This is a genomic window from Bacillus cereus group sp. MYBK220-1, assembly GCF_051916445.1.
GTDB classification, from domain to species: Bacteria; Bacillota; Bacilli; order Bacillales; family Bacillaceae_G; genus Bacillus_A; species Bacillus_A cereus.
The window spans coordinates 601,246-628,121 of the sequence record NZ_JBQAGQ010000003.1; the positions used below are offsets into that span (position 1 = coordinate 601,246).

A 26,876-nucleotide genomic window follows, 5' to 3' on the forward strand; every position below is an offset into this window, starting at 1 on the left:
TAAATGATAAAAGTAGTGTTTATGGGAACACCGGACTTTTCAGTGCCGGTGCTTCGTCGTCTTATTGAAGATGGCTATGAGGTAGTAGGTGTTGTGACGCAACCTGATCGTCCAGTAGGTAGAAAAAAAGTATTAACACCTACACCTGTTAAAGTTGAAGCGGAAAAACATGGTATCCCTGTGTTACAGCCGTTAAAAATTCGTGAAAAAGATGAATATGAAAAAGTATTGGCATTAGAGCCAGATTTAATTGTAACAGCTGCATTTGGGCAGATTGTACCAAATGAAATTTTAGAAGCACCGAAGTATGGATGTATTAATGTTCACGCTTCTTTACTTCCTGAACTTCGTGGTGGTGCACCAATTCATTATGCAATTATGGAAGGTAAAGAAAAAACAGGTATTACAATTATGTATATGGTAGAAAAATTGGATGCTGGTGATATCTTAACGCAAGTGGAAGTTGAAATTGAAGAGCGTGAAACGACAGGCTCATTATTTGATAAATTAAGTGAAGCAGGAGCACACCTTCTATCTAAAACAGTACCTTTATTAATCCAAGGTAAGTTAGAACCGATTAAACAAAACGAAGAAGAAGTAACGTTTGCGTACAATATAAAACGTGAGCAAGAGAAAATTGATTGGACAAAAACAGGTGAAGAAGTATACAATCACATTCGCGGATTGAATCCATGGCCAGTTGCTTATACAACTTTAGCAGGACAAGTTGTTAAAGTATGGTGGGGAGAAAAAGTGCCTATAACTGAACCGGCTGAAGCAGGTACGATTGTTGCAATCGAAGAAGATGGTTTTGTTGTAGCAACGAGTAATGAAACAGGTGTTAAAATTACTGAATTGCAACCATCTGGTAAAAAGCGTATGAGTTGTTCACAATTTTTACGTGGAACAAAACCTGAAATTGGAACGAAGTTAGGAGAAAATGCATGAGACAAAATGTTCGTGAATTAGCTCTTGATGGTTTAATTCAAGTGGAAAAAAGTGGTGCATATAGCAACTTACTTTTAAATAATCTAATTGAAAAAAGTGCAATTGATAGAAAAGATATTGGTTTATTAACTGAAATTGTATATGGAACGATTCAACGTCGTGACACATTAGATTATTATTTACAGCCTTTTTTAAAAAAGAAGGTTGAGGCGTGGGTAAGAGTATTGCTTCGCTTATCTTTATATCAAATGATTTATTTAGACCGAGTGCCAGAAAGAGCGGCTATTCATGAAGCGGTTGAGATTGCAAAGCGTCGCGGGCATAAAGGAATTGCTGGTATGGTGAACGGTGTATTACGTTCGATTCAGAGAGAAGGTGTACCTTCTGTAGATGAAATCAAGGATCCAGTAGAACGTCTTGCAATTACAACAAGTCATCCAGTTTGGCTTGTCCAAGAGTGGACTTCAGAATACGGTTTAGAAACTGCAGAAAAAATGTGCGAAGTAAACATGTTACCCCCTGTACCAACAGCGCGTGTGAATGTTGATAAGGTAACTGTAGAAGAAGCGATTGAGTTGTTGGCAAGTGAAGGTATAGAAGCAAAACGTGGTGACTTATCAGATGATGCTATTCAGATTGAAAGAGGAAATGTAGCGCATACAGAAGCGTTTAAAAAAGGATTTCTTTCTATTCAAGATGAAAGTTCTATGCTTGTAGCACGCGCTTTAGAACCGAATACGGGAGATGCAGTTCTTGATAGTTGTGCTGCTCCAGGCGGAAAAACAACGCATATCGCGGAACGATTAAAGGGAACTGGTAAGGTCATGTCCCTTGATTTACATGCACACAAAGTACGTTTAATTAAACAGCAAGCAGAGCGACTTGGTCTAGAAAATGTCGAAACTAAAGCGCTAGATGCTAGAAAAGTGCAAGAGCACTTTGCAAATGAAACGTTTGATAAAATATTGGTAGATGCACCGTGTTCTGGATTTGGTGTAATTAGACGTAAACCTGATATTAAGTTAGGAAAAGATAAAGGCGATAGTGAAAGATTATCGACGATTCAAATTGCAATACTAGAAAAAATAGCACCATTATTAAAACAAGGCGGTCTTCTTGTTTATAGTACGTGCACAATTGAGAAAATAGAAAATGAACAAGTAATAGAGAAATTTTTACAAGAACATCCTGAATTTGAATGGGATACTACGCTTAAAGAGCGTATGCCAGAAAAATTAACTCCGTATATTGATGAAGGTCAAGTGCAAATTTTACCGCATTATTTTGCGACGGATGGCTTTTATATTGCTTGTTTAAGGAAGAAGGTGTAGCATCATGGAAACGACTGTAAGAAAACAAAAGAAAAATTTAGAAATGAAGAAACCATCAATTTACTCTTTACAACTTCATGAAATGCAAGATTGGTTAAAGGAACAAGGAGAACCGAAGTTCCGTGCTGGACAAATTTTTGATTGGTTATATAAAAAACGTGTAAAAAATTATGAGGATATGTCAAACCTTTCTAAAGGATTGCGTGATAAATTGTCGAATTCCTTTGATATTACTACTTTAAAAACGTTAGTAAAACAAACGTCTTCGGATGGAACAATTAAATTCTTATTCCAATTATATGACGGATATTCTATTGAAACGGTATTAATGCGACACGAATATGGAAATTCCATTTGTGTAACAACGCAAGTTGGTTGTCGTATTGGGTGTACGTTCTGTGCTTCGACACTTGGTGGATTAAAGCGAAACCTAGAAGCTGGAGAAATCGTAGCGCAAGTAGTAGAAGTTCAGCGTGCGCTTGATGAAACAGAAGAACGTGTAAGTTCTCTTGTTGTTATGGGGATTGGAGAACCATTTGATAACTATGATAATTTAATGGGATTCTTACGCATCATTAACCATGAAAAAGGACTTCATATTGGTGCGAGACATATGACTGTTTCGACGAGTGGAATTATCCCGAAAATTTATAAGTTTGCTGAAGAAGATCTACAAATTAATTTTGCGATTTCATTGCATGCTCCAAACTCAGAATTACGTTCAAAATTAATGCCGATTAACCGTGCTTATAAATTACCAGATTTAATGGAAGCTATTAAATACTATGTAAATAGAACAGGGCGTCGTATTACTTTTGAATATGGATTATTTGGAGGAGAAAATGACCAAGTAGAGCATGCTGAAGAGCTTGCTGCGCTCTTAAAAGGTGTAAAATGTCATGTGAACTTGATTCCGGTAAACTACGTACCTGAACGTGATTATGTACGTACGCCACGTGAACAAATTTTCTTGTTCGAGAAAACGTTAAAAGATCGTGGAGTGAATGTAACGATTCGCCGTGAACAAGGTCATGATATTGATGCAGCCTGCGGTCAGTTGCGTGCGAAGGAGCGCAAAGAAGAGACGAGGTGACGAGATGAAAGCCGTATTTCTATCGGATAAAGGAAAAGTTCGTCAACATAATGAAGATAGTGCAGGAGTTTTTCACAATTTAGATGGAAATGTATTAGCGGTAGTAGCAGATGGAATGGGAGGTCATCGAGCTGGTGATGTAGCTAGCTCGATGGCCATTCAATTATTCCATGATTATTGGAAGCAAACACATAATATGAATGAGCCGAAAAAAGTAGAACAATGGTTACATACTAGTGTTGGGATTATTAATGAGCGTATATATGAATATGCTCAGCAAAATGCAGAATGTAATGGTATGGGAACAACGCTTATAATAGCTGTTTGTACACCAAGCTTTGTGACAATAGGGCATATAGGAGATAGTCGTTGCTATATGGTATCAGAAGGAGAAATGACGCTAGTAACGGAAGATCATTCACTTGTAAATGAGCTTGTGAAACATGGTGAAATTTCGAAGGAAGACGCAGAGTATCATCCGAAAAAGAATGTGTTATTAAGAGCATTAGGAACAGAAGAAAAAGTTGGGTTAGATGTTAAAACGTTGGTGATTGAGGAAGATGATCAATTACTTCTTTGCTCTGATGGGTTATCAAACAAAGTTTCTATTGATGATATGCGACAAATTTTACAGTTAAATGAACAGCTTGAAGGTAAAGGGCAGTGTCTCATTCAATTGGCAAATGATCGCGGTGGAGAAGATAATATCACACTTGTTCTTATTGATTATGCGGGTTCGACAAACGAAAGTAGGTGAAGTGCAACGTGCTGATTGGAAAACGCTTAAATGACCGTTATAAGCTGCTGAAAATGATTGGTGGTGGCGGAATGGCCAATGTATATTTAGCTCATGATGATATACTTGGCCGGGATGTAGCGGTAAAAATATTAAGACTCGACTACTCAAATAACGAAGAGTTTATTAAACGTTTCCATCGAGAAGCGCAGTCTGTTACAACGTTGTCGCATCCAAATATTGTGAATATGTATGATGTCGGAGAAGAAGATGGTATATACTATCTTGTCATGGAATATGTACCAGGGCAAACATTGAAGCAATACATAATTGAGCGAGGGATGTTACCTATAGGAGAAGCTCTTGATATTATGGAGCAGTTAACATCCGCTATGGCACACGCCCATCATTTTGAAATTGTGCATCGTGATATAAAGCCGCACAATATTTTAATTCGAGCTGATGGAATAATAAAAGTAACAGATTTTGGAATTGCGACAGCTACAAGTGCAACAACAATTACACATACAAATTCAGTGCTCGGTTCAGTCCATTATTTATCACCAGAACAGGCACGTGGCGGGATAGCAAATAAACAATCAGATATCTATTCTCTTGGGATAGTTATGTTTGAATTGTTAACAGGAAGACAACCGTTTTCTGGCGAATCTGCTGTTGCTATAGCTTTAAAACATTTACAAAGTGAAATCCCATCACCAAAAAGATGGAATGAAAATATTCCGCAAAGTGTTGAAAATATTATATTAAAAGCAACTGCAAAAGATCCGTTCCATCGATATCAATCTGCCAATGCGATGAAGCGAGATATTGAAACTGCGCTATATCCAGAGAGGATAAATGAGCAACCGTTTTACATACCAGAAGATATGGAAGCGACGAAAGCGATTCCGATTATTCAACAAGAACAATTATTTGAAAATGTAAGTGATGAAACGATTGTTTTAAAAGGGAGTAAGGTGGAAGAACCGATAAGAGCAGAAGCAGCTGAGTTAGATAAGAAGAAAAAACGGAGTAACAAGTGGCTTAAAGTTTTAATTTCAACATTTTTATTTTTAGCAATAGGAATAACATTAGCGCTTACGGTTATTCCAGGATTATTTATTCCGAAAGATGTGAAAGTTCCTGATGTGGCTGGTATGAAATACACGACAGCTGTAAATACATTAGTAGAAAAGGGCTTTGAGGTGACCGAGCCTAATATTGTATATACAGATGATGTTGAAGTTGGGGATGTAATAAAAACGGACCCTGTAGCAGGAAGAGTCGTAAAAGAAAACGCTAAAATTACTATCTATCAATCAGGTGGAAAAAAGAAAAGTAAGATGGCGAATTTCACAGGGCAAAACTTTGAGAGTGTAAAAGCTGAGTTAGAAGAAAAATATAAACAAGTTACAGTAAATTATATTGAAAATGATAAGCCGAAAGGTGAAATTGTAGAGCAAATTCCGACGCCTGATCAAATGGTTATAGAAGCGGAGCAAGAACTGAAAATCTGGGTAAGTAAAGGGCCTTATCAAATTAGACCAGGTGACTTTTCGGGGTGGACTGAAAATAGTGTAACTGGTTATTTGAATGAGAGAAAACTAACGTCAGATATAAAACGAGAGTATTCAGATACAGTCGAAAAAGGACTTGTAATTTCGCAATTTCCAAAACCAGGTACACCATTAAAAGAGGGAGATAAAGTAACTATTATTATCTCTGATGGTCAAAAGCCTAAAGTGACTAAAACGGTAAAAGTGGACAATATCTCTATCCCATATGAGCCTGCTGTAACAGGTGAAAAAAAGCCGCAAACAATAGAAATTTATAAAGAAGACATGCAGCAAAAAATGGATAGACCGGTTGAAACGAGAACAATTACTGAATCAGCGACTATTTCTTTAGAATTTGTAATTCAAGAAGGTTCAAAGGGACACTATAAAATTGTACGGGATGGAGTAACGATTATTGATAAAGAAGTACCATATCCAACTCAATAATAGTGAAAGTCTACTTATTATTATTGCCTGTTATGCTGTCTACAAAGTGGACGGTATAGCAGGCAAAAATATATGATTCAAAAAGCTAGTAAAGTGATGCAGCTGTAAATATTTTTTTGCATTTAATGGGAAATTCAATGTATATTAGCGAAAGTATATATAGTAGGTTTTGAAATCGTTATTTGGAAAATTTAAATCCATTCATTTTTAAATTCAGCATCACCTTATACAAAAAAGGAGAATTCTATGCCAGAAGGAAAAATTATAAAAGCTTTAAGTGGGTTTTATTACGTGCAGCATGAAGAAGGGGTTACGCAATGTCGTGGGCGAGGTGTATTTAGAAAAAATAAAATTACACCACTTGTAGGAGACCAAGTTGTTTTTCAGGCAGATAATCCAACTGAAGGTTATGTGCTTGAAGTGTTTGATCGAAAAAATGAACTTGTTAGACCTCCTATTGCTAATGTCGATCAAGCGATCCTTGTGTTCTCTGCAGTAGAACCAGATTTTAATCCTGGACTGTTAGATCGATTTTTAGTGCTGATTGAATATCATAACATTAAGCCAATTATTTGTATTAGCAAGATGGATTTAGTAGATGAAAAGATGAAAGCAACTGTTGAAGCTTATGCGAATGATTATCGTGAGATGGGTTATGATGTTTTATTTACTTCTATTAATACGTCAGAAAGTATTGATATATTAAAACCATACTTAGAAAATTGTGTTTCTGTCGTTGCGGGCCAATCTGGTGTTGGGAAATCTTCAATGCTTAATGTGCTACGTCCAGAATTAGAGCTGAAAACAAATGATATTTCTTCCCATTTAGGACGCGGGAAGCATACGACAAGACACGTAGAATTAATTGCAATTGGGAGTGGACTAGTAGCAGATACACCGGGTTTTAGTTCACTAGATTTCATTGATATAGAAGTAGAAGATCTTACATATTGTTTTCCAGAGTTGAAAGAAGCGAGCCAATACTGTAAATTTAGAGGGTGTACACATCTTTCTGAACCGAAATGTGCGGTGAAAGCTGCGGTTGAAGAAGGGAAGATTACAGAATATCGCTATAAGAACTATAAACAATTCGTAGAAGAAATTAGAGAGAGAAAGCCGAGGTATTAGTTATGATTAAAATTGCACCATCGATTTTATCAGCAGATTTTTCAAAATTAGGGGAAGAGATTAAAGATGTAGAAAAGGGCGGAGCGGATTACATTCACGTTGACGTAATGGATGGACATTTCGTACCAAATATTACGATTGGACCGTTAATTGTAGAAGCAATCCGTCCGATTACATCATTACCATTAGATGTACATTTAATGATTGAAAATCCTGATAACTATATCCCGACTTTCGCACAAGCGGGAGCGGATATTATTACTGTTCACGTAGAGGCGTGTCCGCATCTACATCGTACAATTCAGTTAATTAAATCTCATGGTATTAAAGCGGGCGTTGTATTAAATCCACATACGCCAGTTTCAGTGATTGAGCATGTATTAGAAGATATAGATATGGTATTACTTATGACAGTAAACCCTGGATTTGGTGGACAGAAGTTTATCCATTCTGTATTACCGAAAATTAAACAAGTTGCAGACATGGTGAAAGAGCGCAATCTAGAAGTGGAAATTGAAGTTGATGGTGGTGTAAATGCTGAAACAGCAAGACTTTGTGTGGAAGCAGGAGCAAATGTACTTGTAGCTGGGTCAGCAGTATACAATCAAAAAGACCGCGGTGAAGCAATTCGCGTAATTCGTGGGTAGTGATGAACTTTTATCCTAGTAAGGCATTTATAGGATAGGATAAAAATATGTAAAAAGGCAATCTACCGAATGGCAGATTGCCTTTTTACAATGGAAGGAGAAGAAAAAATGATTATTCATATTTTGGCAGGAGGACCTTCGGAATATTGCGCAGATTTTGCTCGATACGAGAATGAGGAAGTAGTGTGGGCAGCGGTTGATAGGGGAGTATACCGTCTATTAAAGAAAGGGATTACCCCGGCTGTTGCGTTTGGAGATTACGATTCAGTTACTGAAGAAGAATTAGTATGGATGGGACAGCAAACGAACGAATTACATATTGTTCCGCGGGAAAAAGATCAAACGGATTTAGAAATTGCAATCAACTGGGCATTAGAACAGAAGCCGGCACTAATTCGTATTTTTGGTGCTACCGGTGGCAGGCTTGATCACGGTTTGGCAAATATACAGATGCTTTTAAAAGGGTTAGAAGTAGAGATAGAAATGTGTATTGTGGACAATAAAAATGAAATAACAGTTAAAAAAGTGGGTACACATATAATTGAAGAAAATAAAAAATTTCCTTATGTATCTTTTGTACCAGTTACTGAAATAGTGGAAGGGATTACATTGTTTGGTTTTAAGTACCCGCTTACTAATAAAACAATAGAGTGGGGATCAACACTTTGTATTAGTAACGAACTCGTTAAGGAAAAAGGTACTTTTTCATTTACTTCTGGCATATTAATGTTGATAAGAAGCACTGATTGAAGAAACAATTTTGCTCCTTACATCATATAGTGACCAAGTGGAGTAATGGGGATTAGGAGGGAAACCATGAGATTTTATACAATTAAGTTACCTAAATTTCTTGGTGGAATTGTTCGTGCAATGTTAAATACCTTCAAAAAAGATTAAAAAAAGCACCTATCACCGGTGCTTTTTCCATTGTTATAGTAAAAAAAGAGCCTATCGGCTCTTTTTTTTATTATTAAACACGTTCGATTTTGCCAGATTTTAATGCTCTAGCAGAAACGTAAACACGTTGAACTTTTCCGTCGATGCGTACGCGAACTTTTTGAAGGTTAGCGCCCCACTTACGTTTTGTAGCGTTCATTGCGTGAGAACGAGAGTTACCAGAACGAGCTTTTCTTCCAGTAATAGCACAAACACGAGCCATTTATATTTCCCTCCCTTGATACCTTACCATACGTAATTTTTCAATGTTAGTCTTTTATGCGATGCTAAAAACACTACTATAATTTAACACAACTAAAAAGAGAATGCAACACCGTAGAAAAAAGAAATCAAGAAAATTTACTTGACACTATATGTTAATGAAGAAAAGTTGAAATCCATAAAAATTGCTTGACATATTATAGTGGTACATGTTGTATAATAACAATGGACTATTTTGCTCATCATAAAAAAGTGTAATTTAAAACATAAAATATGAGAGTGAAAAGAAAGAACGATGGAATTTTCTTTAAAAAGATTATATGATAGTAACTAAAGTAGTCTAGCTCACTTTCACCATTTATGAAGGGGGAAACGAGATGTCAATTGAAATTAAAACGAAGTACGGTCAAATTGATATTAGTACAGATGTAATTGCAACAATTGCTGGAGGTGCCGCGGTAGATTGCTACGGTATCGTAGGTATGGCATCAAAAAATCAGTTAAAAGATGGATTAACAGACATTTTACGAAAAGAAAACTTCACTAGAGGTGTTATTGTTCGTAAAGATGAAGATGAAGTACATATTGATATGTATATTATTGTGAGCTATGGTACGAAAATTTCAGAAGTGGCACATAATGTGCAGACGAAAGTGAAATATACATTAGATCAAACTGTAGGACTAGCAGTAGATTCTGTAAACATCTACGTACAAGGAGTTAAAGTAATAAACTTGTAATGTGCATTAAGGAGGAAAATCTGTGTCAATTCAAAAAATTGATGGAAAACGTTTATCACAAATGATCATGCAAGGAGCGAATAATTTAACAAACAATGTTCAGCTTGTTGATGCATTAAACGTATTTCCAGTTCCAGATGGCGATACCGGTACAAACATGAACTTATCTATGACTTCAGGTGCGCGTGAAGTGAAAGCAAACCCTTCACAGCATGCTGGTAAAGTCGGCGTAAGTTTAGCCAAAGGATTATTAATGGGAGCTCGTGGTAACTCTGGAGTTATTTTATCTCAGTTGTTCCGTGGTTTCTCTAAATCCATTGAACAAAAAGAAGAATTAACAACAGTTGATTTTGCTGCAGCACTAGAAGCTGGAGTAGAGGCGGCTTATAAAGCGGTTATGAAACCGATTGAAGGAACGATTTTAACGGTTGCAAGAGAAACGGGTAAATATGCAGTAACAGTTGCGAAAAAACAGCGCGACTTTGTTTTGTTTATGGAAGACGTTGTGAAAGAAGCAAACGCATCGTTAAATCGTACGCCAGATTTATTACCTGTATTAAAACAAGTTGGCGTTGTAGATAGCGGTGGTAAAGGTCTTGTAGTGGTATACGAAGGATTTTTAGCTGACTTAAAAGGAGAAACGATTTCTTCTGATGCACCGACGCAACCATCTATGAATGAAATGGTACGCGCAGAACATCACCGTAGTGTACAAAGCCAATTGAGTACAGAAGATATTAAGTATGGATATTGTACGGAGTTCATGGTGAAATTAGAGGCTGAAAAGGTGAAAGAGCATAATTTCTCTGAACAAAAATTCCGTGAAGATATTAGTGTATATGGTGATTCTCTACTAGTTGTGTCTGATGATGAAATTGTAAAAGTTCATATCCATGCAGAACATCCTGGAGACGCTATGAACTACGGGCAAAAATACGGTAGTTTAATTAAGATTAAAGTAGAAAATATGCGTGAACAGCATACTGCTTTATTAGATGAACCTACTATGGTTCCTGAACAACCAGCTCAATCGAAAGAAAAACAACCATATGGTATCGTAACTGTAGCTATGGGGTCTGGTATTAAAACTTTATTTGAGAGCATCGGCGCAACGAAAGTTATCGAAGGTGGTCAAACGATGAATCCAAGTACGGAGGATATCGTGAAGGCAATTGAAGAAGCAAATGCTGAAAAAATCATTATTTTACCGAATAACGGAAATATTGTAATGGCAGCAGAACAAGCGGCATCAGTTGTAGATCAAGAAGTTATTGTTGTTCGTTCGAAAACAGTTCCTCAAGGTATGGCAGCAATGTTAGCATTTAACCCAGTTGGAACGTTAGAAGAGAATGAAGAAAACATGCAAGAAGCTTTATCTCATGTGAAAACAGGTCAAATTACGTATGCTGTACGTGATACGGAAATTGATGGTGTAGCAATTCAAAAAGATGACTTCATGTGTATTGCAGATGGGAAAATTGTATCTACAAATGCTGAAAAAGTAGGAGCTGCGAAGCAATTACTAGAAGCGCTTATTGATGAAGATTCTGAAATCGTAACGATTCTACAAGGTGAGGATGCAACTGACGAAGAAGTAGCGGAGTTAGTTGAATTTGTAGAAGAGAAATTTGAAGATGCAGAAGTAGAAGTGCATGCTGGAAACCAACCAGTGTATTCTTTCATCTTCTCTGTAGAATAAGATAAGATTCGTTTTGAAAATAAATGGATTACTTACTTGCTAATGGATAAGAAGTAGTAATATGAAGTTTATTACTAGTTTTTATTCAAAAGGCTAGCATATTGAAGAGAGAAAAGAGCCTTGCTGCTAATAGTGAGGCTCTTTTTTACTTGTTTTATATAAGGGATTTGAGTAGTTTCTCTTAGAATGCCTATGATAGAATATATAAGGTGAAAGAGAGCGATTACAGATGCTAATTGGTACTCAAATAAAATGCAATAAAGAAAATAATGTGACGGGGTGTGAGAATCTTGAATGATGTTGTACAAGTTCCTGTTACGGATGTAAAGGGGATCGGAGGAGAAACATCTGAGTTACTACATGAGATGGGTATTTATACAGTTTCTCATCTATTAGAACATTTTCCATACCGTTATGAAGATTATGCGATGAAAGATCTTGCTGAAGTAAAGCATGATGAACGTGTAACGGTTGAAGGGAAGATTCATAGTGCTCCTTTGCTGCAATATTATGGTAAGAAGAAATCGCGTTTAACAGTTCGTGTTCTCGTCGGTCGTTATTTAATTACGGCGGTATGTTTTAATAGGCCTTACTATAAGCAAAAATTAAAGTTAGATGAAACGGTAACGATTACTGGTAAATGGGATCAACATCGTCAAACAATTGCTGTATCAGAACTTCATTTTGGGCCGGTTGTACGTCAACAAGAAGTGGAACCTGTTTATTCAGTAAAGGGGAAACTTACAGTAAAACAGATGCGTCGTTTTATTGCTCAAGCGTTAAAGGAATATGGAGATTCTATAGTCGAAGTGTTACCGGATGGTTTGTTAGGGCGATATAAATTATTACCAAGATATGAAGCGCTTAGGGCATTGCATTTTCCGGTAGGACAGGAAGATTTGAAGCAAGCGCGTCGCCGTTTTGTATATGAAGAATTTTTCTTATTTCAGCTGAAAATGCAAACGCTCCGGAAAATGGAGAGGGAAAATTCAAAAGGGACGAAGAAAGAGATTCCGTCAGTAGAATTACAAGAATTTATCGATGCACTGCCGTTTCCATTAACGGGTGCGCAGCGCCGAGTTGTAGATGAAATTTTGAAAGATATGACATCTCCTTATCGGATGAACCGACTATTGCAAGGTGACGTTGGTTCTGGGAAAACAGTTGTTGCTGCGATTGGCCTTTATGCATCGAAATTAGCCCATTATCAAGGTGCTTTAATGGTTCCTACAGAAATTTTAGCTGAGCAACATTATCAGTCGCTTGCTGAAACGTTTTCGCATTTTGGTATGAAGGTGGAACTGTTAACAAGTTCTGTTAAAGGGGCGAGACGTCGAGAAATTTTAGCGAAGTTAGAACAAGGAGAAATAGATATTCTTGTTGGAACGCATGCCTTAATTCAAGATGAAGTTATATTTCATAGGTTGGGTCTCGTTATTACAGATGAACAGCATCGATTTGGTGTAGCGCAGCGCCGAGTTTTACGGGAGAAAGGTGAAAGTCCAGATGTATTATTTATGACAGCGACACCAATTCCGCGTACGCTTGCAATTACTGCATTTGGAGAGATGGATGTTTCGATAATCGATGAGATGCCAGCAGGTAGAAAGGTGATTGAAACATACTGGGCAAAACATGATATGTTAGATCGCGTTCTCGGTTTCGTTGAAAAGGAGATAAAAAAAGGAAGACAGGCATACGTTATTTGTCCTTTAATTGAAGAATCTGAGAAACTTGATGTGCAAAATGCTATCGACTTACATAGTATGCTGACGCATCATTACCAAGGGAAATGCCAAGTTGGATTGATGCATGGGAGATTATCGTCTCAGGAAAAAGAAGAGATAATGGGACAGTTTAGTGAAAATAAAGTACAAATTCTTGTATCGACAACAGTTGTTGAAGTAGGTGTGAACGTACCGAATGCGACTGTAATGGTTATTTATGATGCAGAACGTTTCGGTTTATCGCAGCTTCATCAGCTTAGAGGGCGTGTCGGCCGTGGTAGTGAACAATCATATTGTTTATTAATAGCAGACCCTAAATCAGAAACAGGGAAAGAAAGAATGCGCATAATGACTGAAACAAATGATGGATTTGTATTGTCAGAAAAAGATTTAGAATTACGAGGTCCTGGAGATTTCTTTGGGAGTAAGCAAAGTGGCTTACCAGAATTTAAGGTTGCTGACATGGTACATGATTATCGAGCGTTAGAAACAGCAAGGCAAGATGCGGCGATACTAGTAGATTCAGAAGCGTTTTGGCATAATGATCAGTATGCTGCCTTGCGTACGTATCTTGATGGGACAGGTGTGTTCCAAGGAGAGAAGCTCGATTAAAGGGAGTCAACAAAAGTTTTTGTTGCATTCTACTTTTAATGATTATATACTACTGTTAGTACCTAGTCATAAAATGGATGGTGCGGTATGAAAAAAAGAAGAAGTAAAAAAGAAAGACAAGAGTTATTACAACAAACAATCGAATCAAATCCTTTTATTACGGATGAAGATTTAGCGGAAAAATTTCAAGTGAGTATACAAACAGTACGACTTGATCGTATGGAATTGTCTATTCCTGAATTAAGAGAGAGAATTAAACATGTAGCTACAAAGCAACATGAAGAAGATGTGAAATCTTTACCGTTAGAAGAGGTTGTTGGAGAAATTATTGATATTGAATTAGATAGACATGCAATCTCTATCTTTGAAGTAAAGATAGAACATGTATTTAAAAGAAATCAAATTGCTCGTGGGCATCATCTGTTTGCGCAAGCAAACTCACTAGCTGTTGCGGTTATTGATGAAGAATTAGCTTTAACTGCAAAGTCTACCATTCGATACATTCGCCCTGTAAAATTAGGAGAGCGTGTTGTTGCAAAAGCGCGCGTTGAAGATGTAGAGAATGATAAAGGACGGACGGTTGTCAAAGTGCGTAGCTTCGTTGGAGAAGAACTTGTTTTTACAGGCACTTTTGAAATGTATCGATCTAGTAATTATAGTGAGGAAGGTAACAACTTATGAAAATCGCAATAGATGCAATGGGCGGAGATCACGCTCCAAAGGCTGTAGTATTAGGGGCAATGAAAGCTATTAAGGAATATTCTGATTTACATATTACGTTAGTAGGGAAAGAAGAGGAAATTCGTCAATACTTAACGAGTGATGAACGAATTACTATTCTTCATACAGACGAAAAAATAGAATCAACGGAGGAACCAGTAAGAGCGGTTCGTCGAAAAAAACAAGCTTCAATGGTGCTTGCGGCACAACAAGTAAAGGATGGAGAAGCAGACGCTTGTATATCCGCAGGTAGTACGGGAGCTTTAATGGCAGCTGGATTATTTGTAGTCGGTCGTATGGAAGGAATTGAGCGACCAGCTTTATCGCCTACAATGCCAACTGTAGATGGAAAAGGTTTTGTTATGTTAGATGTTGGAGCAAATGTTGATGCAAAACCAATTCATTTATATCAATATGCAGTAATGGGATCTGTTTATGCTGAGAAGGTAAGAGGAATTGAAAATCCTCGCGTTGGACTATTAAACGTTGGAACAGAGGATGGAAAAGGAAACGAGCTTTCAAAGCAAGTATTTGCAATGCTTAAAGATGCGCCAATTAATTTCGTTGGGAACGTTGAATCAAGAGATTTATTGCAAGGTGTAGCAGATGTTGTTGTATGTGATGGTTTTACAGGGAATGTAGCGTTGAAATCATTAGAGGGAACAGCACTTGCGCTATTCTCTATGTTGAAAGAACAGTTAATGAGTTCATTTACGAGCAAATTAGCAGCGGCGGTATTAAAGCCAAAACTTATGGTATTAAAAGATAAAATGGATTATTCGGAGTATGGAGGAGCTGCATTATTTGGATTGAAAGCACCTGTCATTAAGGCTCATGGTTCTTCTAATGACCAGTCGATATTTAGTGCGATTCGTCAAACGAGAGAAATGGTAGCGAAAGAAGTAATTCCTACGATTTCAAGCGTAATGGAGAAAGAGTCACTCTAATAAGAGGAGGATTTGAAATGGGAAAAATAGCATTTCTTTTTCCGGGCCAAGGTTCACAGGCAGTTGGAATGGGTAAACAATTAGCAGAGAATAATAAAGAGGTTGCAAAAGTGTTTGCAAAAGCAGATGAGGTGTTGGAAGATTCACTTTCAGAAGTGATTTTTGAAGGACCGCAGGAAAAGCTTACATTAACAACAAATGCGCAGCCTGCATTATTAACAACGAGTTTTGCTATTTTGACAGCTTTGAAAGAGTATGACATTACACCTGACTTTGTCGCTGGTCATAGTTTAGGTGAATATAGTGCTCTTGTAGCAGCTGGTGCATTAACTTTTGAAGATGCTGTATATGCTGTAAGGAAACGTGGCGAATATATGGAAGAAGCTGTTCCGGGCGGGGAAGGCGCAATGGCAGCTATATTAGGTGCTGACCCACATATGCTGAAACAAGTTACAGAAGAAGTAACAAGTGAAGGATATGCAGTGCAAATCGCTAATATGAATAGTACCAAGCAAATTGTGATTTCTGGAACGAAGCAAGGCGTAGAGGTTGCTTCTCAAAGAGCGAAAGAAAATGGTGCAAAGAGAGCGATTCCACTAAAAGTAAGTGGGCCATTCCATTCTTCACTTATGAAGCCGGCAGCTGAGAAGTTCCAAAGTGTTTTAAATGAAATTACAATTCATGACACGAATATTCCTGTTATTGCAAATGTTACGGCGGAAGTTATTACACGTGGTGCAGACATTCAAGAAAAGTTAATCGAACAGCTTTATTCGCCTGTATTATGGTACCCGTCTATTGAATATATGGTGAACCAGGGAGTAGATACATTTATTGAAATTGGACCTGGAAAAGTACTTGCTGGACTTATGAAGTCAATTGATTCATCAGTAAAAGCATATGCGATATACGATGAAGAGACATTAAAAGATACCATTTCAAATTTGAGAGGAGAAAACTGATGTTAAAAGGGAAGGTAGCATTAGTAACTGGCGCTTCACGTGGAATTGGTCGCGCGATTGCGATTGATTTAGCGAAACAAGGGGCAAATGTAGTAGTAAATTATGCTGGTAATGAACAAAAAGCAAATGAAGTAGTAGATGAAATTAAAAAATTAGGTTCTGATGCAATTGCGGTAAGAGCAGATGTTGCAAATGCTGATGATGTTACAAATATGGTGAAACAAACAGTAGATACATTTGGACAAGTTGATATTCTTGTAAATAATGCTGGTGTAACGAAAGATAATTTATTAATGCGTATGAAAGAAGAAGAATGGGATACAGTTATTAATACAAACTTAAAAGGTGTATTCTTATGTACAAAAGCAGTATCTCGTTATATGATGCGTCAACGTCACGGTAGAATTATAAACATCGCTTCGGTTGTTGGTGTTATAGGAAACCCAGGACAAGCTAACTATGTTGCTGCTAAAGCGGGTGTTATTGGATTAACAAAAACATCTGCAAAAGAGTTAGCAAGTCGAAATATTACAGTGAATGCAATTGCGCCGGGCTTTATTGCGACTGATATGACGGATGTACTAGATGAGAATATTAAAGCCGAAATGTTAAAAGTTATTCCAGCTGCTCAATTTGGTGAAGCGAAAGATATCGCGAATGCTGTAACGTTTTTTGCTTCTGATCAAAGCAAATATGTTACAGGTCAAACGTTAAATGTTGATGGCGGTATGGTAATGTAATAAAAGAATCGATTTCACCTAGTTTTTTTGGTCAATATTTAATATAATATTTGAGGGGAGGTGAATGGAATGGCAGATGTTTTAGAGCGCGTAACAAAAATCATCGTTGATCGTTTAGGAGTAGAAGAGACTGAGGTAGTACCAGCTGCAAGCTTCAAGGAAGATTTAGGAGCAGACTCCCTAGATGTAGTAGAACTTGTAATGCAATTAGAAGATGAATTCGAAATGGAAATTTCTGATGAAGATGCTGAAAAGATTGCTACTGTTGGCGATGCTGTGACTTACATAGAGAGTCATCTATAATGCTTAAGTGAAGTCCCGTTTTTTAGCGGGGCTTTCTGGCTTATATCTGGAGGGACCTATGCCGTACCGAAAATATAGAGAAAAAAAATACGAAACAAAATATCGTGAAGCATTTAAAGTGTTTCAAGAAAAGATAGGTATTACGTTTACAGATGAAAAATTATTGATTCAAGCATTTACGCATTCATCGTATGTGAATGAGCATCGAAAAAAACCGCATGAAGATAATGAGCGTCTTGAATTTCTTGGAGATGCAGTATTGGAACTGACTGTATCGCAGTATCTGTTTCAAAAATATCCGACAATGAGCGAAGGAGAGTTAACAAAACTACGTGCAGCTATTGTATGTGAGCCATCTCTTGTTCGTTTTGCGAACGAATTGTCATTTGGTAGCCTTGTTTTATTAGGAAAAGGTGAAGAAATGACAGGTGGACGTGAACGACCAGCTTTATTAGCGGATGTCTTTGAAGCGTTTATTGGTGCCCTTTATCTTGATCAAGGGCTAGAAACAGTTTGGGAATTCTTAAAAGAAATTGTATATCCGAAAATTAATGAGGGTGCTTTTTCTCATGTGATGGATTATAAGAGTCAGTTGCAAGAATTGATTCAGCGTGATGGCAGTGGCAATGTTGAGTATCAAATTTTGCAAGAAAAAGGACCAGCTCACAATCGAGAATTTGTGTCACGTGTTACGTTAAATAACGTAGCTTTAGGTCTTGGTAGTGGTAAGTCGAAAAAAGAAGCAGAGCAACAAGCTGCTGCAGAAGCATTGAAAAAATTAAAAGAACAACTATAAGGAATCCCCCTTTGAATGAGGGGGATTCCTTGTGCATAGAATGAAACTTTCTTTTTGTTTATAATGAAAAAGAAGGTAAATCCGTATAATACTTGTTTTTGTATAGAGAACATTTATAACGACGGAGAATAGGAGGAAGGCCTTTCGTGTTTTTAAAAAGATTAGAAATAGCAGGGTTTAAGTCTTTTGCTGAGCGTGTATCTGTTGATTTTGTCCCAGGTGTAACTTCTGTAGTAGGACCTAATGGAAGCGGGAAAAGTAATATTACTGATGCAATTCGCTGGGTACTTGGTGAACAATCTGCAAAATCATTACGTGGTGCAAAGATGGAGGATATTATTTTTGCAGGCAGTGATACGAGGAGAGCGGTTAATGTTGCTGAAGTAACAATAACTTTAAATAATGAAGATCAACGTTTACCAATTGAATACAATGAGGTGTGTGTAACACGTCGTGTATCTCGTTCAGGTGATAGTGATTTTTATATTAATAAACAATCATGTAGATTGAAAGATATTATCGATTTATTTATGGACTCTGGTATGGGAAGAGAAGCTTTTTCAATTATTAGCCAGGGGAAAGTGGAAGAGATTTTAAGTAGTAAGTCAGAAGAGCGTCGAGGTGTATTTGAAGAAGCGGCAGGCGTACTAAAATACAAACTTCGCAAAAAGAAAGCTGAAGGGAAATTAGCAGAAACACAAGAAAACTTAAATCGTGTACAAGATATAATTCATGAATTAAGTAGTCAAGTAGAACCTTTAGAAAGACAAGCTTCTATTGCGAAAGATTATCTTGAGAATAAAGAAGAATTAGAGAAAGTAGAAGCCGCGCTTATTGTCCATGAAATTGAAGAATTGCACGAGAAATGGGAAGCGCTTCGAAATCAGTTTGGGCATAATAAAAACGAAGAAGCTAAAATGTCAACGAATTTACAAAAAAGTGAAGAAGAGCTTGAGGAATTACGAGGACAATTACAAGCGGTAGATGAGTCTGTAGACTCGTTGCAAGAAGTACTTCTTCTTTCTAGTAAAGAGCTAGAAAAACTTGAAGGGCAGCGTGAGTTGTTAAAAGAGAGAAAGCAAAATGCTACGACGCATTGTGCGCAACTTGAGCAGTTAATTGTTGAATTAACAGAGAAAGCTAAAAGTTACGATGGTGAGATTGAGTCAAGTACAGAAGCTTTAATGCAATTTGTGAATGAAGTAAAAGAGTTGGAGCAAAAATTGCATGATAATGAGCAACTGCTTGCTACTTTTGCTGACAATTTAGAGGAACAGATTGAGAATTTAAAAGGTGACTATATTGAGCTTTTAAATCAACAAGCTAGTCATCGTAATGAATTATCTATGATTGAAGAACAATCTAAACAGCAAACGTCTAAAAACGAGCGTCTAGATGAAGAGAATGCGAAATATGTAGAAATGCGTATGGAAATTACAGCGAAAAAGACGAAACTTGTAGAAAGTTACGAACAAGCGAAAGAAAAAGTAGCTGGCATTCTCTCAAACATACAGAAGACAGAGGCGGCGCTTGGGAAATGTAAGACGCAGTATAGTGAAAATGAAACAAAACTGTATCAAGCATATCAATTTGTGCAACAGGCACGTTCTCGAAAAGAAATGCTTGAAGAGATGCAAGAAGATTATTCTGGATTCTATCAAGGTGTACGTGAAGTATTGAAAGCTAGAGAAAATAGGTTGCAAGGTATCGAGGGTGCTGTTGCGGAACTGTTAACGGTACCGAAAGAATACGAAGTTGCAATGGAAATTGCTCTAGGTGCAGCGATGCAGCACATTGTTGTACAAACAGAGGAGCATGCTCGTAATGCGATAGCATTTTTAAAGCAAAATAAACATGGACGTGCAACGTTTTTACCGCAAGCTGTTATTAAAAGCAGGTCTTTATCATTTGAGCAATTACGCATTGCAAATCAACACCCATCGTTTGTAGGTGTGGCGGCAGAACTTGTGCAGTACAACAATAAATATGAAAATGTAGTTTCAAATTTATTAGGTACGGTTATTGTTGCGAAAGATTTACGCGGAGCAAATGAGTTGGCGAAACAACTGCAATACCGTTATCGCATTGTAACAATCGAAGGTGATGTAGTGAATCCTGGCGGTTCTATGACTGGTGGGGCGGTAAAGCAAGCGAAATCTTCTTTATTAGGACGCCAACGTGAACTGGAAGAGTGGACTCGCAAGTTAACTGATATGGAAGAAAAAACAATGAAGTTAGAAAACTTTGTTAAAGCAGTAAAACAAGAGATTCAAGAAAAAGAAGTGAAAATACGCGAACTAAGGCAAACTGTAGAAGTAGATCGTGTAGATGAGCAGAAATTAAGAGAAGAGATTAATCGTCTAGAATTAGAAGAACATCGTATTAATGATCGATTGTCTATTTATGATTTAGAGATTGAAGGGTTTTTACAAGATCGAGTAAAAATGCAAGGGCGTAAAGAGGAGTTAGAAGGGATTTTAACGAATCTTCAAGCTGATATCACTAAGTTAGATAGTAAAATTGTAGCTTTAACAAAACAAAAAAGTGAGCAACATTCTTCGAAAGAAAAAGTTCAAAAAGAAATGACGGAGTTAAAAGTTCTGGTAGCTGAAAAGCAACAACGCTTATTTAATCAAAAAGAAAAAGTTGAACGATTGACGAAGGAAAAAGAAGAAACGGATGCGACACTTGTAAAAACGAAAGAGGATTTAGCGTTCTTAAAACAAGAAATGACATCTAATTCAAGTGGTGAAGAGCAAATTACGAATATGATTGAGAAGAAAGCATATGATCGTAATCAAACTTCAGAATTAATTCGCTCTCGTCGTGAACAACGTGTATCGTTGCAAGAGAGGGTAGAACATTTAGAGCGCAATTTGAAAGAAACGACAGGTAAACATAAATATATTCTTGAAATGTTGAAAGATCAAGAAGTGAGAATAAATCGACTTGATGTAGAGTTGGAAAATAGATTACAACATTTACGTGAAACATATACGATTTCATTTGAAGCGGCAAAACTAAAATATACAATGACAATGCCTGCAGAAGATGCGCGTAAGAAAGTAAAATTAATCAAATTATCTATAGAAGAGTTAGGTACAGTGAACCTAGGGGCAATTGATGAATATGAACGTGTAGCGGAGCGTCATACATTCTTACTAGAGCAGAGAGACGACCTAGAAGAAGCGAAAGCGACATTGCACCAGCTTATTACCGAAATGGATGAAGAAATGAAAAAACGCTTTTCTACTACGTTTGAAGGCATTAGAATGGAGTTTCAATCGGTATTCTCTGAATTATTTGGAGGCGGTAGAGCGGATTTAGTAATGACTAATCCAGAGGATTTACTAAATACGGGTATTGATATTGTAGCACAACCGCCAGGGAAGAAACTGCAGAACTTAGGTTTACTTTCAGGTGGAGAGCGTGCTTTAACAGCAATTGCGCTTTTATTTGGTATTTTAAAAGTACGCCCAGTACCATTCTGTGTACTAGATGAGGTAGAGGCAGCCCTTGATGAGGCGAATGTAGCTCGTTTTGCACAGTATTTAAAGAAATTCAGTAATGAGACGCAGTTTATTGTAATTACACATAGAAAAGGTACAATGGAAGAGTCTGATGTGTTGTACGGTGTAACAATGCAAGAATCAGGGGTATCTAAACTCGTTTCGGTTCGTTTAGACGCCGGAGAAGAACTTGTTGCAAGTGAATAGGAAGGATGGGAAAGTATGAGTTTTTTTAAAAAACTAAAAGAAAAAATTTCAAAACAAACGGATACAGTTACAGAGAAATTTAAACAAGGATTAGAAAAAACGAGAAATTCATTTGCGGATAAAGTGAATGATTTAGTGTATCGTTACCGTAAAGTGGACGAAGATTTTTTCGAAGAGTTAGAAGAAATCTTAATCGGTGCAGACGTTGGCGTTGCGACGGTAATGGAATTAATTGACCAATTGAAAGAAGAAGTACAACGTCGTAACATTCAAGATCCAAAAGAAGTACAAGCTGTTATTTCAGAAAAACTAGTAGGAATTTACAAAGGCGACAGCGATTTTAGTAACGAAATTAATATGCAAGAGGACCAATTAACGGTTGTTTTATTTGTTGGTGTTAATGGTGTAGGAAAAACGACGACAATTGGTAAACTGGCGCATAAGTTTAAATCAGAAGGTAAGTCAGTCCTATTAGCGGCAGGAGACACATTCCGTGCTGGAGCGATTGAACAATTAGAAGTATGGGGCGATCGCGTTGGTGTAGAAGTGATTAAACAAGGATCTGGATCTGATCCAGCGGCGGTTATGTATGACGCTGTACAAGCTGCGAAAGCACGTAAGGTAGATGTATTACTATGTGACACAGCAGGACGCTTGCAAAATAAAGTAAATTTAATGAAAGAATTAGAGAAGGTGAAGCGTGTAATTGAGCGTGAAGTACCAGGTGCTCCTCATGAAGTATTACTTGTTATTGATGCAACAACAGGACAAAACGGTTTAAGCCAAGCGAAAACATTCCGTGAAGCAACGAATGTAACTGGTATTGTTTTAACGAAGTTAGATGGAACTGCTAAAGGTGGTATTGTATTAGCGATTCGTAACGAAATGGATGTACCAGTGAAGTTTGTTGGATTAGGAGAGCAAATGGATGACTTGCAACAGTTTGATCCAGAACAATATGTGTATGGTTTATTTGCGAACTTAGTAGAAACAGAAGAAGTATAAGTGAAAGGAGCGGTATTTCCGCTTCTTTTTCTATAAAAAATATATGATGTTAAGAAAAAAACTTGACACTCTTTTGGACTACATGTAAACTAATTCATGTAAAGGGAAATCACTTAACAAAGGATGATCCAACATGCTCGAAAAAACAACGAGAATGAACTATTTATTTGATTTTTATCAATCGTTGTTAACGCAAAAACAAAGAAGTTATATGTCGCTTTATTATCTAGATGATTTATCTCTTGGTGAAATTGCGGAAGAATTTGATGTAAGTCGCCAAGCCGTGTATGATAACATTAAACGGACTGAAGCGATGCTTGAAGAATATGAAGAAAAATTAGTATTACTTCAAAAGTTTCAAGAGCGACAGCGACTTGTTGCAAAGCTAAAACAGCTAATCAGCGAAGAAGAGCATGTGAATGAAGAAATGAAACAAGTTGTTGAAGCTATCGAAAAATTAGATTAGGAGGGCGGCAATATGGCATTTGAAGGATTAGCCGACCGACTTCAACAGACAATGCAAAAAATCCGCGGCAAAGGAAAAGTTTCTGAAGCCGATGTGAAAGAAATGATGAGAGAAGTTCGTCTAGCTCTTTTAGAAGCAGATGTTAACTTTAAAGTAGTAAAAGATTTTGTGAAGCGTGTGTCTGAACGTGCTGTCGGACAAGATGTAACGAAAAGTTTGACACCTGGACAACAAGTAATTAAAGTTGTACAGGAAGAACTTACAGAACTTATGGGCGGAGAGCAAAGCAAAATTGCTGTTGCTAATAAGCCACCGACTGTTATTATGATGGTTGGTCTGCAAGGTGCGGGTAAAACAACGACGACAGGTAAGCTTGCGAATTTGCTTCGTAAAAAGCATAACCGTAAACCGATGCTTGTTGCAGCGGATATTTACCGTCCAGCAGCGATTAAACAGCTTGAAACATTAGGGAAGCAATTGGACATGCCTGTATTCTCTTTAGGAGATCAAGTAAGTCCTGTTGAAATTGCGAAACAAGCGATTGCAAAAGCAAAAGAAGATCATCACGATTATGTTTTAATCGATACAGCGGGTCGCCTGCATATTGATGAAGAACTAATGGATGAATTAGCGAAAGTTAAAGAAGTTGCGAAACCGGATGAAATTTTCCTTGTTGTCGATGCGATGACGGGACAAGACGCGGTAAATGTTGCACAAAGTTTCCATGAACAGTTAGGTTTAACAGGTGTTGTATTAACGAAGTTAGATGGTGATACGCGCGGTGGTGCTGCATTATCTATTAAGGCTGTAACAAACACGCCGATTAAATTTGCTGGTATGGGTGAAAAACTAGATGCAATTGAAGCGTTCCATCCAGAGCGTATGGCATCCCGTATTTTAGGGATGGGCGATGTCTTAACATTGATTGAAAAAGCGCAAGCTACAGTTGATGAAGAGAAAGCGAAAGAACTTGAGCAAAAAATGCGTACGCTTTCGTTTACGCTTGACGATTTCCTAGAACAACTTGGACAAGTGCGTCAACTTGGGCCGCTTGATGAATTGTTAGGAATGCTTCCTGGTGCAAATAAAATTAAAGGGCTGAAAAATGCACAAGTTGATGAAAAACAAATTGGGCATATTGAGGCAATTATTCGTTCTATGACTAAATTAGAACGAGAACAACCGGAAATAATCAATGCTAGTCGCAAAAAGCGCATTGCCAAAGGTAGCGGTACAACTGTACAAGAAATCAATCGTCTAATTAAACAATTCGATGACATGAAAAAAATGATGAAGACGATGACGGGAATGCAAAAAGGTAAGAAAAAAGGACTAGGTGGATTGAAGTTTCCATTCATGTAAGGAAAAAAAGATGGCTCTGTTAAGAAAAAATACTTTACAAAGCAATAGTCTTTTTGCTAATATAATTATCTGTGTGAAATAAATTCGGAGGTGCTTTATAAATGGCAGTTAAAATTCGTTTAAAACGTATGGGAGCTAAAAAAACTCCTTTCTATCGTGTAGTTGTTGCAGATTCTCGTTCTCCTCGTGACGGACGTTTCATTGAGGAAATCGGAACTTACAATCCAGTTGCTCAACCAGCTGAAGTTAAGATCAACGAAGAAGCAGCATTAAAATGGTTAGGAAATGGTGCTAAACCATCTGATACAGTTCGTAACTTATTCTCTAACCAAGGTATCATGGAGAAATTCCACTTATCTAAACAAGGTAAGTAATTGAGGCAATGACTATGAAGAAGTTAGTCGAGACGATTGTCAAGCCTCTTGTCGATTATCCTGAAGATGTAAAAGTTACACAGGAACTTTGCAACGGAGAGATAAAGTATCGATTAACTGTACATCCTGAGGATGTTGGAAAAGTCATTGGAAAGCAAGGGAGAGTTGCGAAAGCGATTCGAATGCTCTTGTATTCAGTGGGACATCATAATGATGAAAAAGTAACACTGGAAATTCAATAAACGTAAAAAAGGGCGAGGAGTTATTCCTCTCCCTTTTTTAACATTTAAATAGAGAGTGCATGTTCCATCTGTGAAATGGAGATGCTTAATTTATATAGAAACCAGGGGTGACATACTATTTATGACAAAATGGTTTAACGTAGGGAAGATTGTAAATACTCATGGCGTAAGAGGGGAAATCCGTGTTATTTCTCGTACTGATTTTCCAGAAGAGCGATATAAAGTAGGAAACACGTTATACATATCGAATGAGAAAGGCACAGACTACCTTCCGGTGAAGGTAACTTCTCATCGCCAACATAAGACATTCGATTTATTAACATTTGAAGGATATAACAATGTAGATGAAGTAGAGAAGTTTAAAGGTTCTTTAATAAAAGTACCAGAAGAGCAGTTAGGTGAACTTGCTGAAGGTGAATACTACTATCATGAAATTATTGGTTGCAGTGTTGTAACGGAAGAAGGAGAAGCGCTAGGGACAATCAAAGAGATTCTATCTCCTGGTGCAAATGATGTTTGGGTAATTAAACGCCCGAAGGGTCAAGATCTCTTAATTCCTTATATCGATGACGTTGTACTTCAAGTTAATATTGAAAATAAATTAGTAACCATTCATGTAATGGAAGGGCTGCTATAATGAAAATTGATATTTTAACGTTGTTCCCAGACATGTTTACCGGTGTATTTGGATCTTCTATATTAAAGAAGGCGCAAGAAAAAGAAGCGGTAAACCTTCGTGTTGTTAACTTTCGTGATTATACAACAAGTAAGCATAATAGCGTAGACGATTATCCTTACGGCGGAGGAGCTGGTATGGTCCTTACTCCTCAGCCTATTTTTGATGCTGTAGAAGATTTGACGAAAGAGACAGAGCGTAAGCCTAGAGTTGTCTTAATGTGTCCGCAGGGCGAAAGATTTACGCAGAAGAAAGCGGAAGAGCTTGCAGGGGAAGAACATTTGATCTTCGTATGTGGGCATTATGAAGGGTATGACGAACGAATTCGTGAGCATCTCGTAACGGATGAGATTTCTATTGGTGACTATGTATTAACGGGCGGAGAATTAGCCTCTATGGTTATTACTGATAGTGTTGTACGTCTCTTGCCAGGTGTGCTAGGAAATCATGCTTCACAAGTAGAGGATTCGTTTAGTACAGGTTTATTAGAGCATCCTCATTATACACGTCCAGCTGATTTTCGTGGTATGAAGGTACCGGATGTATTAATGTCAGGGAATCATAAAAACATTGATGAATGGCGACATAAGGAATCTTTGCGTCGAACGTATACGCGTAGACCTGATTTGTTAGATGAGAGAGAGTTATCTAAACAAGAGAAAAAATGGCTTGAGGAAATAAAGCGAGAGCAGTAATAACTTCATATATTTGCTATTGCAACAGGCCTAGTAATATGCTATTATAA

General features: G+C 37.3%; 27 protein-coding genes. 26 read left to right on the top strand and 1 reads right to left on the bottom strand.

The features are described from left to right. Nucleotides 1-3 precede the first annotated feature (3 nt). From fmt to spoVM, 9 genes are all read left to right on the top strand, one after another. Nucleotides 4-948, top strand: coding sequence for a methionyl-tRNA formyltransferase (fmt, locus tag ACTFRU_RS16905; RefSeq protein ID WP_000598804.1), 945 nt, complete (start codon nucleotides 4-6; stop codon nucleotides 946-948). Further along, complete coding sequence (gene rsmB / locus ACTFRU_RS16910; RefSeq protein WP_440037718.1) at nucleotides 945-2,279, top strand: 16S rRNA (cytosine(967)-C(5))-methyltransferase RsmB; 1,335 nt, start codon at nucleotides 945-947, stop codon at nucleotides 2,277-2,279. Before fmt ends, rsmB begins: the two co-directional genes overlap by 4 nt. 4 nt (nucleotides 2,280-2,283) lie before the next feature. Next, the gene (gene rlmN / locus ACTFRU_RS16915) at nucleotides 2,284-3,372 is read left to right on the top strand and encodes a 23S rRNA (adenine(2503)-C(2))-methyltransferase RlmN (protein ID WP_006928333.1); all 1,089 of its coding nucleotides are present in this window, start codon (nucleotides 2,284-2,286) and stop codon (nucleotides 3,370-3,372) included. Between the two features lie 4 nt (nucleotides 3,373-3,376). After that, a complete protein-coding gene (locus tag ACTFRU_RS16920) occupies nucleotides 3,377-4,129 on the top strand; it encodes a Stp1/IreP family PP2C-type Ser/Thr phosphatase (RefSeq protein WP_000648703.1) in 753 nt (250 codons plus the stop codon). A gap of 8 nt (nucleotides 4,130-4,137) precedes the next feature. Continuing rightward, nucleotides 4,138-6,111 (top strand): Stk1 family PASTA domain-containing Ser/Thr kinase, encoded by a 1,974-nt coding sequence (pknB, locus tag ACTFRU_RS16925; protein ID WP_000904748.1) that lies wholly within the window; start codon nucleotides 4,138-4,140, stop codon nucleotides 6,109-6,111. A 246-nt stretch (nucleotides 6,112-6,357) separates the two neighbouring features. After that, nucleotides 6,358-7,239 carry a ribosome small subunit-dependent GTPase A gene (gene rsgA, locus ACTFRU_RS16930; protein WP_001113932.1) on the top strand — a complete coding sequence of 294 codons (882 nt, stop codon included), beginning with the start codon at nucleotides 6,358-6,360 and terminating at the stop codon, nucleotides 7,237-7,239. 2 nt (nucleotides 7,240-7,241) lie between these two features. Continuing rightward, the gene (gene rpe, locus ACTFRU_RS16935; protein ID WP_000589974.1) at nucleotides 7,242-7,886 is read left to right on the top strand and encodes a ribulose-phosphate 3-epimerase; all 645 of its coding nucleotides are present in this window, start codon (nucleotides 7,242-7,244) and stop codon (nucleotides 7,884-7,886) included. A gap of 69 nt (nucleotides 7,887-7,955) precedes the next feature. Then, entirely contained in the window at nucleotides 7,956-8,636 is a 681-nt protein-coding gene (locus ACTFRU_RS16940) for a thiamine diphosphokinase (RefSeq protein WP_140159354.1), read from the top strand. Nucleotides 8,637-8,702: 66 nt separating this feature from the next. Continuing rightward, complete coding sequence (gene spoVM / locus ACTFRU_RS16945; RefSeq protein WP_001213599.1) at nucleotides 8,703-8,783, top strand: stage V sporulation protein SpoVM; 81 nt, start codon at nucleotides 8,703-8,705, stop codon at nucleotides 8,781-8,783. Nucleotides 8,784-8,856: 73 nt separating this feature from the next. Here spoVM and rpmB read toward each other — a convergent pair whose 3' ends face one another. Next, complete coding sequence (gene rpmB / locus ACTFRU_RS16950; RefSeq protein ID WP_000124776.1) at nucleotides 8,857-9,045, bottom strand: 50S ribosomal protein L28; 189 nt, start codon at nucleotides 9,043-9,045, stop codon at nucleotides 8,857-8,859. A 376-nt stretch (nucleotides 9,046-9,421) separates the two neighbouring features. On the opposite strand from rpmB, the gene ACTFRU_RS16955 reads away from it, so the two are divergent. The 17 genes from ACTFRU_RS16955 (at nucleotide 9,422) to trmD (ending at nucleotide 26,826) form a co-directional block, all read left to right on the top strand. Continuing rightward, complete coding sequence (locus ACTFRU_RS16955; protein WP_000021109.1) at nucleotides 9,422-9,784, top strand: Asp23/Gls24 family envelope stress response protein; 363 nt, start codon at nucleotides 9,422-9,424, stop codon at nucleotides 9,782-9,784. A 22-nt stretch (nucleotides 9,785-9,806) separates the two neighbouring features. Further along, complete coding sequence (locus tag ACTFRU_RS16960; protein WP_000027129.1) at nucleotides 9,807-11,483, top strand: DAK2 domain-containing protein; 1,677 nt, start codon at nucleotides 9,807-9,809, stop codon at nucleotides 11,481-11,483. A gap of 290 nt (nucleotides 11,484-11,773) precedes the next feature. Continuing rightward, nucleotides 11,774-13,822 carry an ATP-dependent DNA helicase RecG gene (gene recG / locus ACTFRU_RS16965; RefSeq protein WP_001000813.1) on the top strand — a complete coding sequence of 683 codons (2,049 nt, stop codon included), beginning with the start codon at nucleotides 11,774-11,776 and terminating at the stop codon, nucleotides 13,820-13,822. Between the two features lie 87 nt (nucleotides 13,823-13,909). Next, nucleotides 13,910-14,503 (top strand): transcription factor FapR, encoded by a 594-nt coding sequence (gene fapR / locus ACTFRU_RS16970; protein ID WP_000747348.1) that lies wholly within the window; start codon nucleotides 13,910-13,912, stop codon nucleotides 14,501-14,503. Continuing rightward, nucleotides 14,500-15,489 carry a phosphate acyltransferase PlsX gene (gene plsX / locus ACTFRU_RS16975; protein ID WP_088361887.1) on the top strand — a complete coding sequence of 330 codons (990 nt, stop codon included), beginning with the start codon at nucleotides 14,500-14,502 and terminating at the stop codon, nucleotides 15,487-15,489. Before fapR ends, plsX begins: the two co-directional genes overlap by 4 nt. Before the next feature lie 17 nt (nucleotides 15,490-15,506). Then, the gene (fabD, locus tag ACTFRU_RS16980; RefSeq protein WP_000515899.1) at nucleotides 15,507-16,451 is read left to right on the top strand and encodes an ACP S-malonyltransferase; all 945 of its coding nucleotides are present in this window, start codon (nucleotides 15,507-15,509) and stop codon (nucleotides 16,449-16,451) included. Beyond that, nucleotides 16,451-17,191, top strand: a complete 741-nt coding sequence (fabG, locus tag ACTFRU_RS16985) for a 3-oxoacyl-[acyl-carrier-protein] reductase (RefSeq protein WP_000911773.1) — start codon at nucleotides 16,451-16,453, stop codon at nucleotides 17,189-17,191. Before fabD ends, fabG begins: the two co-directional genes overlap by 1 nt. A 69-nt stretch (nucleotides 17,192-17,260) precedes the next feature. Beyond that, a complete protein-coding gene (acpP, locus tag ACTFRU_RS16990) occupies nucleotides 17,261-17,494 on the top strand; it encodes an acyl carrier protein (RefSeq protein ID WP_000786062.1) in 234 nt (77 codons plus the stop codon). Nucleotides 17,495-17,552: 58 nt separating this feature from the next. Further along, entirely contained in the window at nucleotides 17,553-18,290 is a 738-nt protein-coding gene (rncS, locus tag ACTFRU_RS16995; protein ID WP_001146875.1) for a ribonuclease III, read from the top strand. A gap of 146 nt (nucleotides 18,291-18,436) precedes the next feature. Further along, nucleotides 18,437-22,006: a chromosome segregation protein SMC gene (gene smc / locus ACTFRU_RS17000; protein WP_000478974.1), complete on the top strand. Its 3,570-nt coding sequence runs from the start codon at nucleotides 18,437-18,439 to the stop codon at nucleotides 22,004-22,006. Nucleotides 22,007-22,021: 15 nt separating this feature from the next. Next, nucleotides 22,022-23,011, top strand: coding sequence for a signal recognition particle-docking protein FtsY (gene ftsY / locus ACTFRU_RS17005; protein ID WP_000007655.1), 990 nt, complete (start codon nucleotides 22,022-22,024; stop codon nucleotides 23,009-23,011). A gap of 133 nt (nucleotides 23,012-23,144) precedes the next feature. Continuing rightward, complete coding sequence (locus ACTFRU_RS17010; protein ID WP_000891062.1) at nucleotides 23,145-23,477, top strand: putative DNA-binding protein; 333 nt, start codon at nucleotides 23,145-23,147, stop codon at nucleotides 23,475-23,477. Between the two features lie 12 nt (nucleotides 23,478-23,489). After that, a complete protein-coding gene (gene ffh, locus ACTFRU_RS17015) occupies nucleotides 23,490-24,839 on the top strand; it encodes a signal recognition particle protein (protein WP_440037719.1) in 1,350 nt (449 codons plus the stop codon). Between the two features lie 101 nt (nucleotides 24,840-24,940). Beyond that, on the top strand, nucleotides 24,941-25,213 hold the full coding sequence (rpsP, locus tag ACTFRU_RS17020; protein ID WP_000268750.1) for a 30S ribosomal protein S16: 273 nt from the start codon (nucleotides 24,941-24,943) through the stop codon (nucleotides 25,211-25,213). Between the two features lie 14 nt (nucleotides 25,214-25,227). Then, nucleotides 25,228-25,455, top strand: a complete 228-nt coding sequence (locus tag ACTFRU_RS17025; protein ID WP_000737401.1) for a KH domain-containing protein — start codon at nucleotides 25,228-25,230, stop codon at nucleotides 25,453-25,455. 121 nt (nucleotides 25,456-25,576) lie between these two features. After that, nucleotides 25,577-26,092, top strand: a complete 516-nt coding sequence (rimM, locus tag ACTFRU_RS17030) for a ribosome maturation factor RimM (protein WP_000170278.1) — start codon at nucleotides 25,577-25,579, stop codon at nucleotides 26,090-26,092. Next, the gene (trmD, locus tag ACTFRU_RS17035) at nucleotides 26,092-26,826 is read left to right on the top strand and encodes a tRNA (guanosine(37)-N1)-methyltransferase TrmD (RefSeq protein WP_000686903.1); all 735 of its coding nucleotides are present in this window, start codon (nucleotides 26,092-26,094) and stop codon (nucleotides 26,824-26,826) included. The genes rimM and trmD overlap by 1 nt, the downstream gene beginning before the upstream one ends. Nucleotides 26,827-26,876: the final 50 nt, after the last annotated feature.

What these genes read in the sequence shown, in the direction of transcription:
- fmt (WP_000598804.1), top strand. Translation starts at nt 4, where the DNA reads ATGATAAAAGTAGTGTTTATGGGAACACCGGACTTTTCAGTGCCGGTG.
- rsmB (WP_440037718.1), top strand. Translation starts at nt 945, where the DNA reads ATGAGACAAAATGTTCGTGAATTAGCTCTTGATGGTTTAATTCAAGTG.
- rlmN (WP_006928333.1), top strand. Translation starts at nt 2,284, where the DNA reads ATGGAAACGACTGTAAGAAAACAAAAGAAAAATTTAGAAATGAAGAAA.
- ACTFRU_RS16920 (WP_000648703.1), top strand. Translation starts at nt 3,377, where the DNA reads ATGAAAGCCGTATTTCTATCGGATAAAGGAAAAGTTCGTCAACATAAT.
- rsgA (WP_001113932.1), top strand. Translation starts at nt 6,358, where the DNA reads ATGCCAGAAGGAAAAATTATAAAAGCTTTAAGTGGGTTTTATTACGTG.
- rpe (WP_000589974.1), top strand. Translation starts at nt 7,242, where the DNA reads ATGATTAAAATTGCACCATCGATTTTATCAGCAGATTTTTCAAAATTA.
- ACTFRU_RS16940 (WP_140159354.1), top strand. Translation starts at nt 7,956, where the DNA reads ATGGCAGATTGCCTTTTTACAATGGAAGGAGAAGAAAAAATGATTATT.
- spoVM (WP_001213599.1), top strand. Translation starts at nt 8,703, where the DNA reads ATGAGATTTTATACAATTAAGTTACCTAAATTTCTTGGTGGAATTGTT.
- rpmB (WP_000124776.1), bottom strand. Translation starts at nt 9,045, where the DNA reads ATGGCTCGTGTTTGTGCTATTACTGGAAGAAAAGCTCGTTCTGGTAAC.
- ACTFRU_RS16955 (WP_000021109.1), top strand. Translation starts at nt 9,422, where the DNA reads ATGTCAATTGAAATTAAAACGAAGTACGGTCAAATTGATATTAGTACA.
- fapR (WP_000747348.1), top strand. Translation starts at nt 13,910, where the DNA reads ATGAAAAAAAGAAGAAGTAAAAAAGAAAGACAAGAGTTATTACAACAA.
- plsX (WP_088361887.1), top strand. Translation starts at nt 14,500, where the DNA reads ATGAAAATCGCAATAGATGCAATGGGCGGAGATCACGCTCCAAAGGCT.
- fabD (WP_000515899.1), top strand. Translation starts at nt 15,507, where the DNA reads ATGGGAAAAATAGCATTTCTTTTTCCGGGCCAAGGTTCACAGGCAGTT.
- fabG (WP_000911773.1), top strand. Translation starts at nt 16,451, where the DNA reads ATGTTAAAAGGGAAGGTAGCATTAGTAACTGGCGCTTCACGTGGAATT.
- acpP (WP_000786062.1), top strand. Translation starts at nt 17,261, where the DNA reads ATGGCAGATGTTTTAGAGCGCGTAACAAAAATCATCGTTGATCGTTTA.
- rncS (WP_001146875.1), top strand. Translation starts at nt 17,553, where the DNA reads ATGCCGTACCGAAAATATAGAGAAAAAAAATACGAAACAAAATATCGT.
- ftsY (WP_000007655.1), top strand. Translation starts at nt 22,022, where the DNA reads ATGAGTTTTTTTAAAAAACTAAAAGAAAAAATTTCAAAACAAACGGAT.
- ACTFRU_RS17010 (WP_000891062.1), top strand. Translation starts at nt 23,145, where the DNA reads ATGCTCGAAAAAACAACGAGAATGAACTATTTATTTGATTTTTATCAA.
- ffh (WP_440037719.1), top strand. Translation starts at nt 23,490, where the DNA reads ATGGCATTTGAAGGATTAGCCGACCGACTTCAACAGACAATGCAAAAA.
- rpsP (WP_000268750.1), top strand. Translation starts at nt 24,941, where the DNA reads ATGGCAGTTAAAATTCGTTTAAAACGTATGGGAGCTAAAAAAACTCCT.
- ACTFRU_RS17025 (WP_000737401.1), top strand. Translation starts at nt 25,228, where the DNA reads ATGAAGAAGTTAGTCGAGACGATTGTCAAGCCTCTTGTCGATTATCCT.
- rimM (WP_000170278.1), top strand. Translation starts at nt 25,577, where the DNA reads ATGACAAAATGGTTTAACGTAGGGAAGATTGTAAATACTCATGGCGTA.
- trmD (WP_000686903.1), top strand. Translation starts at nt 26,092, where the DNA reads ATGAAAATTGATATTTTAACGTTGTTCCCAGACATGTTTACCGGTGTA.